14 protein-coding genes and 1 tRNA gene are annotated in these 17499 nt (G+C 63.0%); 6 read left to right on the forward strand and 9 right to left on the reverse strand.

The genetic code is table 11. The annotated features are described in order from the left end of the window. Window positions 1–2: 2 nt before the first annotated feature. Window positions 3–887, forward strand: a complete 885-nt coding sequence (locus NZ993_00270) for an ABC transporter permease (protein MCS7154234.1) — start codon at window positions 3–5, stop codon at window positions 885–887. Continuing rightward, window positions 866–1666, forward strand: coding sequence for an RNA methyltransferase (locus NZ993_00275; GenBank protein ID MCS7154235.1), 801 nt, complete (start codon window positions 866–868; stop codon window positions 1664–1666). Before NZ993_00270 ends, NZ993_00275 begins: the two co-directional genes overlap by 22 nt. Here the strand turns inward: NZ993_00275 and NZ993_00280 are convergent. Together NZ993_00280 and NZ993_00285 are read right to left on the reverse strand one after the other, a co-directional pair. Next, on the reverse strand, window positions 1632–3059 hold the full coding sequence (locus NZ993_00280; protein ID MCS7154236.1) for a hypothetical protein: 1428 nt from the start codon (window positions 3057–3059) through the stop codon (window positions 1632–1634). The two genes, NZ993_00275 and NZ993_00280, sit on opposite strands and share 35 nt — an antisense overlap. 24 nt (window positions 3060–3083) lie before the next feature. Then, window positions 3084–3959, reverse strand: a complete 876-nt coding sequence (locus NZ993_00285; protein ID MCS7154237.1) for a hypothetical protein — start codon at window positions 3957–3959, stop codon at window positions 3084–3086. A gap of 216 nt (window positions 3960–4175) precedes the next feature. Between NZ993_00285 and NZ993_00290 the strand changes: the two genes are divergently transcribed. Then, window positions 4176–5630 carry an amidohydrolase gene (locus tag NZ993_00290; protein ID MCS7154238.1) on the forward strand — a complete coding sequence of 485 codons (1455 nt, stop codon included), beginning with the start codon at window positions 4176–4178 and terminating at the stop codon, window positions 5628–5630. A gap of 87 nt (window positions 5631–5717) precedes the next feature. Here the strand turns inward: NZ993_00290 and NZ993_00295 are convergent. Next, a tRNA-Thr gene (locus tag NZ993_00295) sits at window positions 5718–5790 on the reverse strand. A gap of 194 nt (window positions 5791–5984) precedes the next feature. Here NZ993_00295 and NZ993_00300 point away from each other — a divergent pair. Then, a complete protein-coding gene (locus tag NZ993_00300) occupies window positions 5985–7664 on the forward strand; it encodes a HAMP domain-containing histidine kinase (protein MCS7154239.1) in 1680 nt (559 codons plus the stop codon). On the opposite strand, the gene NZ993_00305 is transcribed toward NZ993_00300, so the two are convergent. The 5 genes from NZ993_00305 to NZ993_00325 form a co-directional block, all read right to left on the reverse strand. After that, entirely contained in the window at window positions 7636–8478 is an 843-nt protein-coding gene (locus NZ993_00305; protein ID MCS7154240.1) for an inositol monophosphatase, read from the reverse strand. The genes NZ993_00300 and NZ993_00305 overlap by 29 nt on opposite strands. Next, on the reverse strand, window positions 8460–9233 hold the full coding sequence (gene surE, locus NZ993_00310) for a 5'/3'-nucleotidase SurE (GenBank protein MCS7154241.1): 774 nt from the start codon (window positions 9231–9233) through the stop codon (window positions 8460–8462). Before surE ends, NZ993_00305 begins: the two co-directional genes overlap by 19 nt. Before the next feature lie 6 nt (window positions 9234–9239). Further along, window positions 9240–10067, reverse strand: coding sequence for a 3-methyl-2-oxobutanoate hydroxymethyltransferase (gene panB, locus NZ993_00315; protein MCS7154242.1), 828 nt, complete (start codon window positions 10065–10067; stop codon window positions 9240–9242). Window positions 10068–10172: 105 nt separating this feature from the next. After that, a complete protein-coding gene (locus tag NZ993_00320; protein MCS7154243.1) occupies window positions 10173–11105 on the reverse strand; it encodes a branched-chain amino acid transaminase in 933 nt (310 codons plus the stop codon). Between the two features lie 75 nt (window positions 11106–11180). Continuing rightward, a complete protein-coding gene (locus NZ993_00325) occupies window positions 11181–11729 on the reverse strand; it encodes an LOG family protein (GenBank protein MCS7154244.1) in 549 nt (182 codons plus the stop codon). A gap of 328 nt (window positions 11730–12057) precedes the next feature. Here NZ993_00325 and argS point away from each other — a divergent pair, with 328 nt between their 5' ends. Then, the gene (gene argS, locus NZ993_00330) at window positions 12058–13701 is read left to right on the forward strand and encodes an arginine--tRNA ligase (GenBank protein MCS7154245.1); all 1644 of its coding nucleotides are present in this window, start codon (window positions 12058–12060) and stop codon (window positions 13699–13701) included. A gap of 3 nt (window positions 13702–13704) precedes the next feature. Beyond that, a complete protein-coding gene (murQ, locus tag NZ993_00335; protein MCS7154246.1) occupies window positions 13705–14649 on the forward strand; it encodes an N-acetylmuramic acid 6-phosphate etherase in 945 nt (314 codons plus the stop codon). A gap of 71 nt (window positions 14650–14720) precedes the next feature. On the opposite strand, the gene NZ993_00340 is transcribed toward murQ, so the two are convergent. Continuing rightward, window positions 14721–17243 (reverse strand): ATP-dependent Clp protease ATP-binding subunit, encoded by a 2523-nt coding sequence (locus tag NZ993_00340; protein MCS7154247.1) that lies wholly within the window; start codon window positions 17241–17243, stop codon window positions 14721–14723. Window positions 17244–17499 lie beyond the last annotated feature (256 nt).

Here is a 17499-nt window from a genome sequence, read left to right on the forward strand (position 1 = left end):
CCATGATACGGGCCCTGTTAGCCTGGCAGACCCGCGCGGTCTTGTATCGGCACTGGCGCGTTTGGCGCCGCACATGGCATCTGGGTTTTTTGCCGCCCGTTTTGGAGCCCTTGCTGTATTTCGGTGTCTTCGGCCTCGGTGTAGGCGCTCTTGTGGGCGCCTTCGCAACCCCGCATGGGACGTTGGCGTACGCCGACTATCTGGCCGCGGGGGTTGTGGCCGTAAGCCTGCTGTATCAGTCCTTTTTCGAGGGACTCTATGGCTCTTATGTGCGCATGTTCTATCAGCGCACTTTCGATGCGCAGCTGGCCACGCCCGTGCAGATGGAGCACGTCGTGTGGGGGGAGATCCTCTGGGCGGCCCTTAAGGGCCTTTTGAGTGCCTTCTGCGTGCTCCTGGTGCTGATCGCGCTGGCGCTTGCCGGACAGCTGAGTATTCATCTTTGGGCCCTGGCCCCCATCGCCTTTGCGGGGTTCCTGGCGGGTGTAGCCTTCGGCGCCGGGGCGCTTTTGTTTACGGCCAAGGTGCCCCACATCGACTTCATGAACTATCCCGTCTTCCTCATCGCCGTACCGCTGGCCTTGTTGAGCGATACCTACTTTCCGTTTTCCACCCTACATCCCGTAGCGCATGCCCTTAGCCAGCTCAATCCGGTTTATCATCTGACGCAGATCGTGCGCGATACGCTCACCTGGGGCCGATGGACGACCCCGGACACGCTGGGACTGGGGGTGTTGGGCGCCTACGCCGTGGGGCTTTCCGCCGTGGCGCTGCGCTGGATGCATGAGCGCGTTCTCGGTGAGCCGTATCGGCCGCGCCGCACTCCGGCCCACATGCGGGCGCCGGCTGAGGTCCAATCTCCGAGATGCTGGGCCGAGAGCGCTTAAAGCGGCTAGCCGCGCTAAAGGAGAAGAAGTATCGTCGGCGCTACGGCCGGTTTCTGGTCGAAGGCCCTCATCTGATCCAAGAGCTGGCCATGTCGGACTGGCCCGTGGAGTGGCTACTCCTTACGCCCGATCGCGCCAAGGATCCGGCCCTCAGGCAGGCGCGGCGCAAGCTGGAGGGCCGCGGCGCTTCGGTGGCCTTGCTTTCGGAGGCGGATATGGCCCGTCTTTCGGAGGTCGCGACCAGCCAAGGCGTCGTAGCCGTCTGTCCGCTTCCGGATCGCTCCTGGAGCCAGAAGCAGCTCGCAAGCTGGCGGCGGGTGCTCCTGTTGGATGGGCTCGGAGATCCGGGCAACGTGGGGGCGATCATACGCACAGCGGCCTGGTTTGGCTGGGATGCCGTTTTGCTGGGGCCGGGCTCGGCCGATCCCTACAACCCCAAGGCGGTGCGGGCGAGCATGGGCGGTTTGTTTTTCGTGCCCGTCTACGAGGTTTCTTTGGAGGAAGCGCTAGAGGCCCTATTAACGCACGATGTGGCCCTCTGGGCGGCTGTGGCGGAGGGAGGAAGGCCCCTTGGGGAGGGGGTGCCCGTGCCGGAGCGCGTGGCGCTGCTAATCGGCTCAGAGGCCGCAGGGATACGACCGCAGTGGCTTAAGAGGGCTCATGCGCGCGTCTGCATCCCGCGCCTGGGCCGCGGGGTCGAGTCCCTCAATGCGGCCGTGGCAGCGGGCATTCTGCTGGCCTATCTCAGCGGCCTGGGCCCCAAAACCAGCGCAGGCTGAAGACTAGACGCCCCCGGCTGACTTGTTCGTACACGATCGGATCTGGTCCTACGGGGGCTGCATACTGGCGAAACTGATCCGAGAAGCGCGTCTGCGCGTAGGCCACGTCCAGCCGGGCGTTTTCCCCCATCGGGACGCCCAACCCCAAGCTCCAGGAGCGCTGGCCGAGCGCAAGGCCTCGATGTGGGCTGGGGCTGTTGCTCCAGCCCCCTCGCAGCACAAGCCCCTGCGGGCTTGGCAGCTGTAGCTCGGCGCCGAGGCGCTGCTGCACAGTGGGCCGATAGTCTCGACGCAATCGGCGGTTGGCTTCTCCGAACGTGGCGCTGGGCGCAAGCTCCAAGGCCGTCCAATCGGTCCATTCGGCCTCCGCACTTATGCGGATCAAGGCCATGCGCAGCGAAGCCCCGGCCGAGATCCGGGCGGGCAGCAAGATGCGGTAGCGATACAGGCCGGACCGGCTATCGGAGAAGCGCTCCCCGTTGTCGAAGGCCGTGCTGAGGGAACTTCTGTAGCGATCGCGCACCTCCAGGCGGCCCGGCACAAGCAGGGAGGCTCCCACCCGCGCCGCGGCACCGGCCGTATACAGCAGCCCCAGGCGGGCCTGTAAGCCGGACAGTTCTGAAGAGATCTCATCCAGCAGGCGCAGCGACTCAAAGTCCGTCGTGCCGCCGCGGCCGTTATGGATGTTGCGGCTGTCGAGCTCTTCGAAGACGCGCTCGTAGCGGTATTGACCCGTATACAGGTAAAGGGCCGCTCCGAAGTGCAGGTTTCGAAGCGCCTCGATCCCATAGGCCAGGCTGATCTGCCCCATCTGGCCGCGCTCGAAGACCTCTCCCTGCTGGTCCACTTCGCCTTCGAGCACGGCTGGATAGTAGCGCCTGCCCGGCAAGGTGTCGATGGCGTAGGTGCGAAAGGCCAGATCAAAGTAAAAAGGGCTTGTGAGGAAATACTCCGTGATGGAATGGCGCGGATTGAAGGCAGCAAACGAAAACCGGCGCGTGAAGTTGGCGGCCTCGTCGTATCCGATCCCGATAGCTAGGCTACCTCGACGGGTGGGGACTTTCTGTAGATACGCCAAGCTGGGCAGCTGCAGGCGCTGTACGTTATCCCGTTGGATGCGTTCCAGATACCGCGCTTGATCTTGCACCCCCGTGCCGCTCAGGCTCACCAAGAGCTCGCTTCGAGAGCTCAAGCTCAGGCCGGCCGGGTTGGAGAAGGCCGCCTCCCAGGAGCCCCCTATGGCCACGTATGCGCCTGCTAGGCCCAGGGCCGTCGCGCTCGGGGCTATGTGCAGCCGGCTATAGCGCAGCGCATCGGTTTCGTTTTGAGCCCACGCGGGGCTGAGCGCACCCCAAACGGCGCATGCGAGCAAACCGATTCGCAGCCGCCTCATAGCGCCTTTCTGGGCCCGGCGAAATCAGCTTCCATCTCGAGGCGCGCGCGCAGGCCGGCTTACGCCTTCAAGCTCGCTGCGCAGCGGGCGCTGCGGCGGAGGGGCCTCCATGCGCGCCGGGGAGCCATGGCGTGGGGGGCTTATCTCCCGGGTCGCGGGCGCGGAACGACCCGCTTCGCGCGACCTGGTTTCCGCAGGGACTGCTGTGCGTTGTGGTCTTGCGGCGGGGGTCAGAGGCGCGCCGAAAGCGGACCGCGGATGCGCTCCAGGTTCGCTCTTGGGCCGTTCGGCGGGGCTGAGGATCGGGTTTACGCCTGAGGTCCGCACGCCCTCTACGGCATCCCGGCTGCGCAGCATGCCCTTCAGAGGAGGCGCTGGGGAGACCGCTTGCGTTCTAGGTGTATGCCCGGGCGCTGAGTCTGAATACGGGGTGCGGCCCGATTCGCGGGGTCCGTAATCGGCAGGCTGAGGGATCCGATACCGGTATAGCCCCGTATAGCGCCACGGCGAGGCGTAGTAGGCCGGACGCCAGAAGGGATCATAATACGAATAGTAGCCCCAGCGCCACCACGGGTAGCGGAAGATCAGCGTAATGCGCACGGAGCGGGGCTCCCAACACCAAGGATCCCACCAAAAAGGGTCATAGTAGCCCCAGATGCCATACCAGCCCACATATCCGTAAGGTGGGCCAAAGGTGTAGGTCCACGTCCTATAGAAGCGATCAAAAGAGCGGCGCTTAAGATAAGCCCAATCCGAAGCCGATGGGCTTTCCTCGGTGTACCCTTGCTCCGGCTGCGCAGGTTGGCTCAGCTGCAGCTGCGTATAACAGCCCGCCATCAGGGGCAGGACCGCGATCCAGAGGGCGCCTCGTGGCATAGCCGTCTTCCCTATGTTGCGCATGTGATTTTGACGCCTAAGATAGCATTTTGTTGCCCCAGGGCGCAGAACTCAGGCGAAGACAGCCGAAAAGAGCATGCCAACCGCACAACAGAAGACGCAGGCCCTGAGGCGGTGTCCGCTTTTTCCGTCAGCGTGTTCCGATCTGGGACATACCCCTTGCCTACGGCCCTCTAGAAGGTGTTTCTTTCGGTTCGTATGGCGAGGAGGGTTATTCCTATGCTGCGCTCATGGTTCGTCGTGCTAGCCGTTCTCGGAGCCGTTTGTTCCGCGGAAGCCCAAGGCCGACTTGCTAGGCGGCCAGATCCCAAGGCGGATTTAGAGGCCCGCGTAGAGGCGTTAAGGCCGGAGCTGGTGCGGCTTTCGGATGCGCTCTGGGAGTATGCGGAGACGGCACTTCGGGAGGTGCGTTCGGCTGCGCTGTTGGCCGAAACGCTCGAACGGGCCGGGTTTCGGGTAGAGCGCGGCGTCGCCGGTCTGCCCACGGCCTTCGTGGCCACTTACGGCAGCGGTCGGCCGGTGATCGGGATTCTGGCTGAATACGACGCCCTGCCCGGCGTGGGCAACGCCCCCAAGCCCGAGAAGGCGCCGCGCTCCGACGGGGTGGACTCCGGACACGGGTGCGGGCACAACCTCTTTGGGGCCGCCTGCGTGGTGGCGGCGATAGCCCTCAAAGAATATATGCAAGCGCACAACCTGTCCGGCACGATCAAACTCTTTGGCTGTCCGGCCGAAGAGACGCTGGTGGGCAAGGTGTACATGGCCAAAGAGGGGCTCTTTAGCGATCTCGACGCCGCGCTGGAATGGCATCCCGGCACCGAGACGGAGGTCCGCAATCAGCCCGGTCGTGCGATGAACAACTTTGTCGTGGAGTTTTTCGGACAGGCCGCGCACGCCTCCGCCGACCCCTGGAATGGTCGAAGCGCCCTGGACGCGGTGGAGCTCATGAACTACGCCGTCAACCTGCTGCGTGAACACGTGCGCCCCTCGGCCCGTATCCATTACGTGATCTCGCATGGAGGGGGGGCCCCTAATGTCGTGCCCGAATACGCCAAGGTTTGGTATTACGTGCGCGACACTTCTCGCGTGGCTGTAGAGCAGCTCTATGAGCGGGTGCTCAAGTGCGCCGAGGGGGCGGCTGTTGCCACGGGCACCCGCTACAAGGTCACGCTGCTTGCGGGGGTGCACGAATATCTGCTCAACCGGCCTCTACAGGAGGCCTTATACGCGAACCTGCAGCGGGTCGGGGCGCCCCGATTTAGCGAGCAGGATCAGGCCTTCGCGCGGCAGCTGCAGCGCTTTTTGGGGCTCGAAGAAAAGGGGCTCAGCACCGCAATCAAGCCGCTGGCCCCCAATCCGGAGCCCGCTACGGGGGGCTCAACCGATGTGGCGGAGGTGAGCTGGATCGCGCCCACGGCAGGCCTCAGCGTGGCCACGGCCGCGCAGCTCATCCCTTGGCATAGCTGGGCCTCCACGGCCTGTCACGGGACCTCGATTGGGCATGCGGGGGCGCTGGTGGCGGCCAAAGTTTTGGCCCTCACCGGATATGATCTATTGACGCAACCGCGGCTGCTTGAGGCAGCTAAGGCGGATTTTCAGCGCAAAACCGGAGGCCGACCCTATCGGTCGCCTGTGCCCAAGGATCAAAAGCCGCCTCTCGAGGAGCGCCCATAAATGTCACGGCAAAAAGGCCGGATCCCGTCCGGCCTTTTTGCTTGCAGGCGCTCAAAAAAACCCACTTTTCGGTGGGCCATATCGGGGAGCCAACGGTGGGACTCGAACCCACGACCTGCTCATTACGAGTGAGCTGCTCTACCGGCTGAGCTACGTTGGCTTGCTCAACGAAGGCTTGGCAAATATACGCCGAGCCGCGTAGGGCGAGCAAGAGCATAGACCCCGACGGGCAAAAACGATACAAGCTGGATCCAAAAAGAAAAATGCCGGACGGAAAAAGGGAAAAAATCCGCTTTTTGAGCTCCCGGCACATGGCTTGCTGCGGCGTACCAGGCCCATTAGCGTGGTCTTCCCATGCGTGGTTCCGAGCCTTGCAGCCGTTTCCTCCCGATCCTCGGGCTTTGGGTTTTATCCTGGGGGGCCACGATCGGGGTACACTTATGGGCTTATCAGCGGGGGGCTGATCTCGCTCTTGCCCTCTTCGGTGGGATCTTCGCCTTGGGACTGGTGGGCTCCCTGCTGCTGTGGGGCGCATATACCGGCGCAGATCAGGTACACCCGTCTCGGCAGGGGTGCTTTTCTGAATCCCCCAACATAACGGAGGCTTCTGAACCCGACTGGGCGCATTGGCCTGTAGCAGTGGCTATAGTGGACCCCCACGGCCGTATCGAGAGGGCCAACGCCGCTGCGCGGGCCCTTAAGGCCGGGGCCCGGCATGTACAAGATTGGGGGCTAGAGGATGAACAAGGACGACCTTTGGCGGGCTGGATAAGCATCGGTTCCGCCTCCCAAAGCTCAATCGTAGGGGGGATGGTATTTCGGCGTACTGCAGATGCCCAAGACCGCCGTTGGGTTGCCTTCCTCGCTCCGCACGCCCGGGCTGGACGTTGGTATCTGATTTTAGCTCCGACACCCCAAGCCTCCGCCTCCACGGCGCTCGATACGTCGGAGGAAGGCCTTCAGCAACGGTTTTTGAGTCTGCTATCCCACGAGATCCGCACCCCGGCCAACGTGCTCGTGGGCTACGCCGAGATGCTCAAGCGCGAATGGGGGGAACCGCAGAACCTCTTCATACGGGAGGCTTTAGAGGCGATCGCGCAAAACAGCTTGCGCTTGGTGCACACGATCGAGAGCCTGCTGGAGATTGCGCGTTTGGAAGCGGGAGAGTGGCGTCCCAGCCCTAGGCCGGTCTATGCCGATGCGTTGTTAGAGCGCCTCGCGGGTCGTTACGCCTCGCTGGCCCAGGCCAAGGGTTTGCGATGGTCTTTGCAGCTAGAGGCCGGTCCGTTGCCCGTGCGGTCGGACCCAGATGCGTGTCGGAAGGTGATGGAATCCATCCTTGAGAACGCGATCAAGTTTACCGAGCGGGGAGGTATCGCTGTGCGCACACGTCGACGGGGGGCCAACTGGGAGCTCAGCGTGCAGGATACCGGCATCGGCATCGCTCCGCAGGTGCTGCAGCGTTTGGGGGAGCCTTTCCGTCAAGGGCATGAGGGCCTGTCCCGGCCTTACGAGGGACTGGGCCTGGGCCTGGCGCTCGCACACCGACTGGTGCGCCTTACGGGCGGGGAGCTGGAGATCCGTTCCCAGTCCGGCGTAGGCACGACCGTGTGGGTGCGCTGGCCGCTGCTCACCCCCAGGCCGATTCCGGAGGGCGTCTGTCTGCGAGGTTGCCGGGTGCTGCTATACGACCCAGATCCGCGTCGTCCAGGCTGGTTGGCCGCGCTCCTAGAGCGCGTGCAGGCCGAAGTGCTGCGGGTGCAGACGCTGGAGGCCTTTTGGGAGGCCCTGGGGCGGGGGGGGTTCGATGTGTGCGTGGTGAACTTGGCCCCGATGGAGCAAGGGAGCTGGGAGCGCTTTCTGGAACGGATTCAGACTCTGCGCGCCTTACCGCTTGTGGCGGTGGCTCCCCTTAGGGGAGAAGCCGATCGCCGCACCCTCTGGGGACTGGGGTGCTCCGGGGCGATAGACATCTCCCAGAGCGGAATCGAGCTCGGCCGCGAGGTTATGAGCTGTTGGCTAGCCGCTTCCTAGCTGCCAGCGGCTGCACGGCCTCCAGCATCCAGGAGTGCAGATGGCTATTGGTGGCCAGGATCTGACGGCCGAAAAGGTAACCAGATCCCCCGTCGAAATCCGTCACCGCTCCGCCTGCCTCGGCCACGATCAGGGCGCCGGCGGCCACGTCCCAGGGGCTTAGCCCGAGCTCCCAGAAGCCGTCGAAGCGGCCGCAGGCCACGTAGCAGAGGTCCATCGCCGCCGAGCCGGGTCGACGCACCCCTTGGGTGTGCCGCATAAAGTAGCGCAGCACCTCTAGATAGGCGTCGATCCGATCGAATTCCCGGTACGGAAAGCCCGTCGCTAGCAGCGCATGCTCGGGCCTGCGAACACGCGAAACCCGGATGGGCTGGCCGTTCAAGTAGGCGCCCTGGCCGCGCACGGCCCAAAAGAGCTCATCCCGGCCCAGTTCGTAGACCACGCCGAGCGCAAGCTCACCTGCAGCTTCCAAGGCGATGCTTACGGAGCAGGCCGGCACGCCATGTACGAAGTTCGTGGTGCCGTCCAGGGGGTCGATAAACCAGCGCAGGGGGGCCTCAGAGGCCGTTTGGGCGGGGGCGCTCTCTTCGGCTACGAAAATGCTTTCTGGCAAGGCCTCGCGCAGTATCGTGAGAATGCAGGCCTCGGCCTCTCGGTCTACTTCCGTAACCAGGTCGTGTACGCCTTTGAGGGCGGCCGTTTCGGGATCGAGGCGACCCCAGCAGCGGCGGATGATCGCTCCGGCCTCGCGCGCGGCGCGCCGAGCAGCTTGCAGCGCCCCGTCTAAGGACAGGTTCAGAAGCTCCAAGGCCATCGGCGCAGTTCCTCTAAGGCGGCGTATGCGGTAAGATCGTAATGAATCGGGGTGATCGAGACGTATCCGGCCGCTATGGCGGCCTCGTCCGTGTCTTCGCCCTCATCGAAATTCACGAATGTGCCCGTAAGCCAATAGTAGGTGCGGTTAAAGGGGTCGGTGCGGGAATCGAACTCCTCGATCCAGCGGGCTTGGGCCTGACGCGTGACGCGAATGCCTTGGATCTGCTCCAGGGGCAAAGGGGGAATGTTCACGTTCAGCAACACCCCCTGGGGAAGGCCTCGGCGGAGCACCTCAGCCGCGATCCGGCTTGCGATCTGACGCGCGGCCGACAGATCCGCCTCCCAGTTCTGTTCGCAGAGGGAAAAGGCGATCGAGGGGATGCCGTAGAGCGCGCCTTCGGCTGCGGCCGAGACCGTGCCCGAGTAAAGCACGTTTGTAGAGGTGTTGGATCCGTGGTTGATGCCCGAGACGACCAGATCGGGGCGTCGCTCCAGGAGCTTGGCCAAGGCCAATTTCACGCAGTCTGCCGGTGTGCCCGTTACGGCCGTGCCCCACAAGCGCCCACTGCGCCGATGCGGATAGGCCCGCAAGGGCTGCTGCATCGTGATGGCATGCCCCACGGCGCTCTGCTGTCGTTCTGGGGCCACCACGCGCACTTCGCCCAGGGGGGATACGGCTTCCACGAGCGCCTTCAGACCGGGGGCGTCGATGCCATCGTCATTGCTGACCAGAATGAGGGGGCGATCGGACATGGCCCTTTAATAGCTTTCCTCCGGGCTCGGAAAGCACTGCGTTTTGACGTCCCCCACGTAGCGCCGAACGGCATCTTGGATGAGCTCATCGAGCTCCAGATACCGGCGTACAAACCGCGGCCGGAACTCCCGCGTAAGCCCCAGCATGTCGTGCAGCACCAGCACCTGCCCGTCGCAATGAGGACCGGCTCCGATGCCGATGGTGGGGATGGAGAGCATCTCCGTAACCTCATGGGCCAGCTGAGAGGGGATCTTTTCGAGCACGATCGCAAAACAGCCGGCCTCCTCGAGCAGCTTGGCGTCCTTGCGAAGCTGGGCGGCCTCCTGTTCGTCGCGGGCCCGAACCTGATAGGTGCCAAACTTGTAAATGGACTGCGGGGTCAGTCCCAGGTGCCCCATGACGGGGATGCCGGCCTCCACGATGCGCCGGACGGCCTCTAAGACCACCTCGCCGCCTTCGAGCTTGACCCCATGCGCTCCGGTCTCCTTCATGATCCGGATGGCACTGGCCAGGGCCTCCTGGCTGTTGCCCTGGTAGGTGCCGAAGGGCATGTCCACAATCACCATGGCTCGGCGGACGGCCCGCACCACGCATTGGGCGTGATAGATCATCTGCTCCAACGTAATGGGCAGCGTCGTCTCATGCCCGGCTATGACGTTGGAGGCCGAATCGCCTACCAGGATGATGTCCACCCCCGCGGAGTCGACCAGCCGGGCCATCGTGTAGTCGTAGGCCGTAAGCACGGCGATCTTTTCGCCTCGGGCTTTCATCTCCACCACAGTCCGGGTTGTAACCCGTCGGACGGGCCCGGGCGTTTGCGGCTGGATGCTCACCGGTGGGATTCCTTGTGGGGAAGCGTCTCGGTGGCGAAAGTTAGAACGTATCCTGTGGGCAATACAACCCCCCCTTAGGCGGCCAGAGGCTTAAGGCGCCTAGCCTTAGACCAGCTCCCGGCTGTAGACGGGGGTAAGCCATCCGTAGGGATCCTCACCGTCGTGGACGATGTGAAAGAAGGCCTCTTGCAGCCGGGCCGTGATGGGGCCGCGAAAGCCAGTCCCGATCGGGATCCGATCTACGGACCGAATCGGGGTGATCTCCGCGGCCGTGCCTGTAAAGAAGAGCTCATCGGCCACATAGAGGCTTGAGCGCGGCAGGCGCGTCTCAACCACCTCCAGACCCATATCACGGGCCAATCGTATGACGGCATCCCGCGTCACCCCGGGCAAGATGGGGGCTTCTAGGGAGGGGGTGAACAAGCGACCATCCCGCACCAGAAAGAGGTTTTCTCCACTGCCCTCGGCGATGAATCCATCGTAGTCGAGTGCGATCCCCTCGGCGTAGCCATTTGTGAGGGCCTCCATTTTGATGAGCTGTGAGTTGAGATAATTGCCCCCGGCCTTGGCGATGTACGGGATCGAATTGGCCGGAAGACGGTTCCAGGAGGACACTTGCACGTCTACGCCTTGCTCTAGCGCCTCCTGACCTAGATATGCCCCCCACTCCCAGACGGCTATAGCCACCTCGACGGGGCAATGCAGGGGGTTAACCCCCATCGGTCCGTATCCGCGAAACACGATGGGCCGAATATAACAGGACTCAAGGCCATTGGCCCGGATGCTCTGCAAAACGGCCTCTTCCAGTTCCTCCGGTGTATAGGGGATGGACATCCGGTATATCTTGGCCGAATCATAGAGCCGGCGCAGGTGCTCCCGCAGGCGAAATATCGCCGTGCCCTTTTTCGTTTTGTAGGCCCGAATGCCCTCAAAGACGCTCGAACCGTAGTGAATGACATGAGCGAGCACGTGCACCCGGGCCTCTTCAAAGGGCACTAACCGTCCGTTGAACCAAATCCACTCGCAAAGCGGCTCCATAGGGGGCTCCATAGGCTGTTTGTCGCCGGCCAAAATACACGGGGCAGCAAGCGCGCGCAAGCTGAGCGGGCAAACTTAATGAAGGCGAAGAGCGGAAAGTTCCGAAAGAATTTCGTCTATGCTGCCTACCGGCTTAAGAAAAGAAGAGGGCCGCATGCCTTGCGCCTGCGTCTCCAGGCCGGGCTCGGCGTCTATGAGGCGTATAAGGGGCTCCCAAAACGGGGCCCAAACCCAAATCGGCTTGCGCATCCCCCAACCTTTGTAGGCGAGCTCCCACACCAGGGCCACTTCCACCAGGGTGCCCGTCCCGCCGGGCAACACCACATAGGCCGAGCCGATCTCCACCAGCCGTCGCAGGCGCTCAAAGAGGTCGGCGGCCGGCGCTAGCGCGTCCAGGTGGGCATTGGGCGCGCCCACACCGGCAAGCGGCACCCCAAGGCTTCGGCCGCCCCCACGCCGACAGCCGCGGGCGCTAGCCTCCATCACGCCCCCATAGCCGCCGTTGCACACGTTGTAGCCGGCCTGGGCCAGCCGGAAGCCCAACTCCTCGGCCAACGCATAGAGCGGTTCCTCCGGCAGAGGCCGGGAGCTGCCGAAGATCGTCACATAAGGACGTTCTGCCACGGAGGATCTGCGCTTCTTCGGGGCCAAAATTGTCGATTGCGAAGCGATAAAAACCAGCGCCCTAAAAAGAAGACCCCGTGCCTCACCACGGGCACGGGGTCCACAAGGAGGCGTCACCTCTACGACACTGGGATGAGAAAAGGCAACAAGCCGAGTGCCAAATTCGCGAACATCCGCACAAGGCCCCTCAAAGAGGGCTAGTGGCCGGCAGACTGTTTGGTTTTGCGGACAGGGCTGTGCGGAAAGCCGGACCATAGGCGCGTTGCACACCGCCGGAGGGGCGTTCTAACTTAGCTCACCGAACCCGAACCAACCGCTTGAGCTTTGCATGGATCTGCGTCCCCATCTGGCGGCTGCTTTGCGGGATGCCGCCAAGCGGGCCGGTCTGGACGGATCGGCTCTGGATGCCATAGCATTTCAGAAGCCGGCTCGTCCGGAGCACGGAGACTGGGCGACCAACCTGGCGCTCCGGCTGGCCGCGGAGTTGGGCCTTCCGGCGCGCGAGATCGCGCAGCGGCTCATAGAGCAGGTTTCCTTCGATCCCCGCCGGGTCAGCCGGGCTGAGGTGGCCGGGCCCGGGTTCATCAACGTCTTCTACGCCCCGAGTTTTCTGCACGACACGCTGGCCGAGATCCTGGCATCTCCCGACGACTACGGGCGCAGCAGGCACGCAGCGGGCCGTCGGGCTCTAGTGGAGTTCGTAAGCGCCAATCCCACCGGCCCCCTCACCGTGGGACATGGCCGAAACGCCGTTTTGGGCGACGCCATAGCTCGGCTCTTGGAGTGGAACGGATACGCCGTCACGCGCGAATATTACTTCAACAACGCGGGCCGGCAGATGCGCCTACTGGGCGAATCGGTGCGGGCCCGTTACCAGCAACTGCTGGGCCAGGACGTCGCGTTTCCCGAGGAGGGCTATCAGGGGGAGTACATTTGGGATATTGCGCGGGCGCTGCTTGCGGAACACGGCGATCGCCTGTTGGCCGTCGAGGAACTGGAGCCCTTCAAGGAGGCCGCCGAGCGGATCATCTTCGCCGATATCCTGCGCACACTGGCGCGCCTGGGCGTGCAGATGGATTCTTTCTTCAACGAACACGATCTGTACAAGTCCGGCGCCCTCAAGCAGCTCATCGAGCGCCTCCGGGAGCGCGAGCTGGTCTACGAGTCCGAGGGCGCCCTTTGGTTTCGAGGGACGTCCCTGGGCCGGCATCGCGATGTGGTGCTCCTCAAAAGCACGGGCGAGCCCACGTACCGGCTTCCGGATATCGCCTATCACATTCATAAGCTGGAGCGCGGCTACGACCTCATCGTAAACGTCTTCGGCGCCGATCACATCGACACTTATCCGGATGTGCTGGCCGCGCTGCGGGCTTTGGGCTATGAGGTTGAGCGCGTACGCGTGCTGCTGTATCAGTTCGTGACCCTGCTCAAGGATGGGCAGCCCTACAAGATGAGCACCCGGCGGGCCACGTTCGTCACGCTGGATGAGCTCATCGACGAGGTGGGGCCCGATGTGACGCGCTTTTTCTTTCTCATGCGCAGCCCCGGTACGCACCTGGAGTTCGATCTGGATTTGGCCAAGGAGGCCTCGGAGAAAAACCCTGTCTTTTATCTGCAGTACGCGCATGCGCGCATCGTCTCGATCGTGCGCAAGGCCCAAGAGCTGGGCCTGGTCTTTGAGGAGGCGCCGGCCTACGAGCTGCTGACGCATCCGCACGAGGTGGCGCTTATGAAGGCGCTCCTGGACCTGCCTCTGGTGATCCAGGAGGCCGCCGAGATGCTGGAGCCGCACCGCGTGATCGGATACCTAAACGAGGTGGCGGCCGCTTTTCATCGGTTCTACCACAGCTGTCGGATCATCGGCGAAGAGCCCAGGCTCGCCTCGGCCCGGATGCATCTGGCGCAGGCGGCGCGCGTGGTGCTGCGCAACGGGCTAAACGTCCTGGGCGTTTCGGCTCCGGAGCACATGTAGGGGATGAGCGATCGGGCGCTTTTCGAACAACTGCAGCGCCTGCTTACGGAGCAGCGCAACCCGGCTTCCCAGCACATCGACTTGGCCGATACCGAGGAGATCCTGCGCATCATCAACGCCGAGGACCACAAGGTGCCGGAGGCCGTCGAGCGCGAGATCCCCTATATAGCGCAGGCCGTCGAACTGGTGGTGACGGCCTTTCGCGCTGGAGGCCGGCTCTTCTACGTTGGGGCGGGCACGAGCGGGCGCATCGGCGTGCAAGACGCGGCCGAATGCCCTCCAACTTTTGGCACAGACCCCGAGATGGTGCAGGCCATCATCGCCGGCGGGCCGGAGGCCGTCTTCCGAGCCCAAGAGGGGGCCGAAGACCGCAAAGAAGACGGCGCCCGCGCGATCCGGGAGCGCGGCGTCTGCGCCCGCGACGTGGTATGCGGCCTGGCCGCCAGCCGGCGTACCCCCTTTGTCGTAGGGGCTATCGAGGAAGCCCGAAAGCTCGGAGCCCGCACGATCTTCGTCACCTGTAATCCGCGTCACGAGTTCGACCTAGAGGTCGACGTAGCCATCTGCCCCGTGGTGGGGCCTGAGGTCATCATGGGCTCTACGCGCATGAAATGCGGCACGGCGCAGAAGCTCGTGTTGAACATGATCTCCACGGCCGCCATGATCCGGCTTGGCAAGGTCTACGAAAACCTCATGGTGGACCTGCAGCTGACGAACCAGAAGCTCCGGCAGCGCGCACGCCGTATCTTGATGATGATCACCGGCGTGGACTATGAAACAGCCTCCCGGGCCTTAGAGGCGGCCTCGGGGCATGTTAAGACGGCCCTGGTCATGTTGCTTGCGGGCGTGGACGCCGGTGAGGCCCGCTGGCGCCTTGAGGCGGCCGGGGGGGTTGTGCGTCGGGCCATCGCCGGGCTTAATTCCCCTTCGCGACCGGAGCCCGGCTAAGGGCTGCGCCCGCCCGCAAACAGAAAGGCCCGAGGCGCTTGACCTCGGGCCTCGCTTTGGCAAAGGGATATCTATTCGGTTTTCTCTGCGGCGGGCTCGGCCGTCCGCTGGGTGCGGAACCAAAGCTCCCCCGTCTTCTTGTCCCAGTCGAGTTTGATCTTGTCGCCCTCTTTGAAGGTGCCCTTGAGGATTTCCTCGGCCATGGGATCTTCGACATACTTTTGGATCGCCCGTCTGAGGGGTCGGGCCCCGAACTGCGGGTCGTAGCCCTTTTCGACCAGGAAGTCCTTGGCGGCCCGGGTGATCTCCAGCTCGTAGCCCAGCTCCCGCACCCGTCGCATCAGGTCCGCCGTCATGACGTCGATGATCTGGTAAATGTGCGGCTTCTCCAGGGGATGGAAGACGATCACGTCGTCGATGCGATTGAGGAATTCAGGGTTGAAGACCCGTCGGAGGGCGTCTTCGATCGTGGATTTTATGTTTTTGTAGTTGACCTCTTGCGTAGTGGGGGCGAAGCCGATCCCCTTGCCTAGGTTCCGGATGTCCCGGGCTCCGATGTTGGAGGTCATGATGATGATCGTGTTCCGGAAGTCCACGCGCCGACCTAGGCCGTCGGTCAGGATGCCGTCGTCGAGGACTTGAAGCAAGATGTTGAAGACGTCGGGGTGGGCTTTCTCGATCTCATCCAAAAGCACGACCGAGTAGGGCTTGCGGCGCACTTTTTCGGTCAGCTGACCGCCCTCCTCGTAGCCCACATAGCCCGGAGGCGCTCCGATGAGACGGCTAACGGAGAATTTCTCCATGTACTCGGACATGTCGATGCGGATAAGCGCCTCTTCGGTGTCGAACAGATACCGGGCCAGCGCCTTAGCTAGCTCCGTTTTGCCCACGCCCGTGGGGCCCAAGAAGATGAACGAGCCGATCGGGCGCTTGGGGTCTTTTAGGCCGGCTCGGCTGCGCCGGATAGCCCGCACCAGTTTGTCGATGGCCTCATCCTGGCCGATGACCTGGCGCTTGAGCTCCTCGGCCATGTTGAGCAGCTTACTAGACTCACTCTGGGCGATCTTGTGCACCGGGATGCCTGTCATCATGGCCACGACTTCGGCGATGTGGTCGGCCGTGACTTCGTAGATCGTGTTGGCCGATTCGCGCTCCCAGCGCTCCTTGGCTAGCTCTAGCTCCTCTTGCAAGCGCTTTTCGCGGTCCCGCAACCGGGCCGCCTCCTCAAAGCGCTGGCTGCGGACGACCTGGTTTTTCTCCTCCTTGATGCGCTCGATTTCCGCTTCCAGGTCCAGGATCTCCTGGGGCACTTTGATGTTCGACAGCCGTACCCGCGCGCCGGCCTCATCGATGACGTCGATGGCCTTATCCGGCAGGAAGCGATCCGTGATGTAGCGCTCCGATAGCTTCACGGCCGCCACCAGGGCCTCATCCGCATAACGCACGCCGTGGTGCTCTTCATACTTGGACTTGATGTTCCGTAGGATGTCTAGGGTTTCCTCTGGCGTGGGGGGGTCGATGAGGATCTTCTGGAAGCGCCGCTCTAGGGCGCCGTCTTTTTCGATGTACTGCCGATATTCGTCCAGCGTCGTGGCTCCGATGCACTGGATATCCCCGCGCGCTAGGGCGGGCTTGAACATGTTCGAAGCGTCCAGGGAGCCCGAGGCGCCTCCAGCCCCCACAAGCGTATGCAGCTCGTCGATGAACAAGATCACATCCGGGTTTTTTTCGAGCTCGTTCATGACGGCCTTGACGCGCTCTTCGAACTGTCCGCGGTACTTGGTGCCCGCCACGAGCGCGGCCAAATCCAGGGACACGATGCGCTTGTTGTAAAGGGCGCGGCTGACCTTCTTCTGCACGATCCGAAGGGCCAACCCCTCGGCGATGGCGGTTTTGCCCACCCCTGGCTCGCCGATCAAGACGGGGTTGTTCTTCTTGCGACGGCTTAGCACCTGCGCTACGCGCTCGATCTCCCGGTCGCGTCCGATTACGGGGTCGAGCTTGCCCTCTTCAGCTAACTTCGTCAGATCCCGGCCGAAGTTGTCCAGCACGGGGGTTTTGGACTTCTCCATCTTTTTGGGCTCCGTCTTGGTGGCATGACGAGCTGCCATGAAGGTGCCGAATGAGGCACTGGACGAGCCGCCAGAACGGCCAGAGCGGCCGCTGATGATGGCGTCTAGCTCACTGCGCACGCTCTCATAGGACACCCCGAACTCATGTAGAATCTGCGCTGCGATGTTCTCTTCGTCTCGCAGCAGGGAAAGCAATAGGTGCTCGGTGCCGATGACGTCGCTTTTGTAAAGCTTGGCCTCAAGGTAGGTGATCTTGAGCACCTTTTCGGCCTGTTTGGTCAGGGGCAGATTGCCCACCGTAAAAGTTCCCCCCGTGGGCCGTACAGCTTCTTCGATGCGCCGCTTTAGGCGGTTGAGGTCCACCCCTAAGTTGCGCAAGATCTTGACGGCAATCCCTTCGCCCTCTCGGATGATGCCCAGCAGCAGGTGCTCCGTGCCGATATAATCGTGACCCAGCCGAATGGCTTCTTCCCGGCTGTAAGAGATCACGTCACGCACCCGATTGGAGAAATTGCCTTCCATAAGACGCTTGCGTTTTCGTTTTAGCGGCCCCCGCCTTAGCGGCCCATCCGTCGAACTCAAGCCAAAGCCTATAACCCCATAAGCCTGGTCGGAATTTACATGGGGTCGGTAGGCTTGTCAACTACTAAGACCGCAAATTCATTGCCAGAGGCCGAACGATTCCGTGAGCATTCAACGTGATGCTTACGTCGGGGTTCCGGCCTCCCGCTCAGATGGCGAAACGAAATGCCGGAGTGTACTTTAATAAAGCCGGAGT

It is taken from the genome of Bacteroidota bacterium, assembly GCA_025059945.1.
In the GTDB taxonomy this organism is placed as follows: Bacteria; Bacteroidota; Rhodothermia; order JANXDC01; family JANXDC01; genus JANXDC01.

Bases quoted from the DNA above. Each gene is read 5' to 3' on its own strand.
- NZ993_00270 (MCS7154234.1), top strand. From the start codon at position 3: ATGATACGGGCCCTGTTAGCCTGGCAGACCCGCGCGGTCTTGTATCGG.
- NZ993_00275 (MCS7154235.1), top strand. From the start codon at position 866: ATGCTGGGCCGAGAGCGCTTAAAGCGGCTAGCCGCGCTAAAGGAGAAG.
- NZ993_00280 (MCS7154236.1), bottom strand. From the start codon at position 3,059: ATGAGGCGGCTGCGAATCGGTTTGCTCGCATGCGCCGTTTGGGGTGCG.
- NZ993_00285 (MCS7154237.1), bottom strand. From the start codon at position 3,959: ATGCGCAACATAGGGAAGACGGCTATGCCACGAGGCGCCCTCTGGATC.
- NZ993_00290 (MCS7154238.1), top strand. From the start codon at position 4,176: ATGCTGCGCTCATGGTTCGTCGTGCTAGCCGTTCTCGGAGCCGTTTGT.
- NZ993_00300 (MCS7154239.1), top strand. From the start codon at position 5,985: ATGCGTGGTTCCGAGCCTTGCAGCCGTTTCCTCCCGATCCTCGGGCTT.
- NZ993_00305 (MCS7154240.1), bottom strand. From the start codon at position 8,478: ATGGCCTTGGAGCTTCTGAACCTGTCCTTAGACGGGGCGCTGCAAGCT.
- surE (MCS7154241.1), bottom strand. From the start codon at position 9,233: ATGTCCGATCGCCCCCTCATTCTGGTCAGCAATGACGATGGCATCGAC.
- NZ993_00320 (MCS7154243.1), bottom strand. From the start codon at position 11,105: ATGGAGCCGCTTTGCGAGTGGATTTGGTTCAACGGACGGTTAGTGCCC.
- argS (MCS7154245.1), top strand. From the start codon at position 12,058: ATGGATCTGCGTCCCCATCTGGCGGCTGCTTTGCGGGATGCCGCCAAG.
- murQ (MCS7154246.1), top strand. From the start codon at position 13,705: ATGAGCGATCGGGCGCTTTTCGAACAACTGCAGCGCCTGCTTACGGAG.
- NZ993_00340 (MCS7154247.1), bottom strand. From the start codon at position 17,243: ATGGAAGGCAATTTCTCCAATCGGGTGCGTGACGTGATCTCTTACAGC.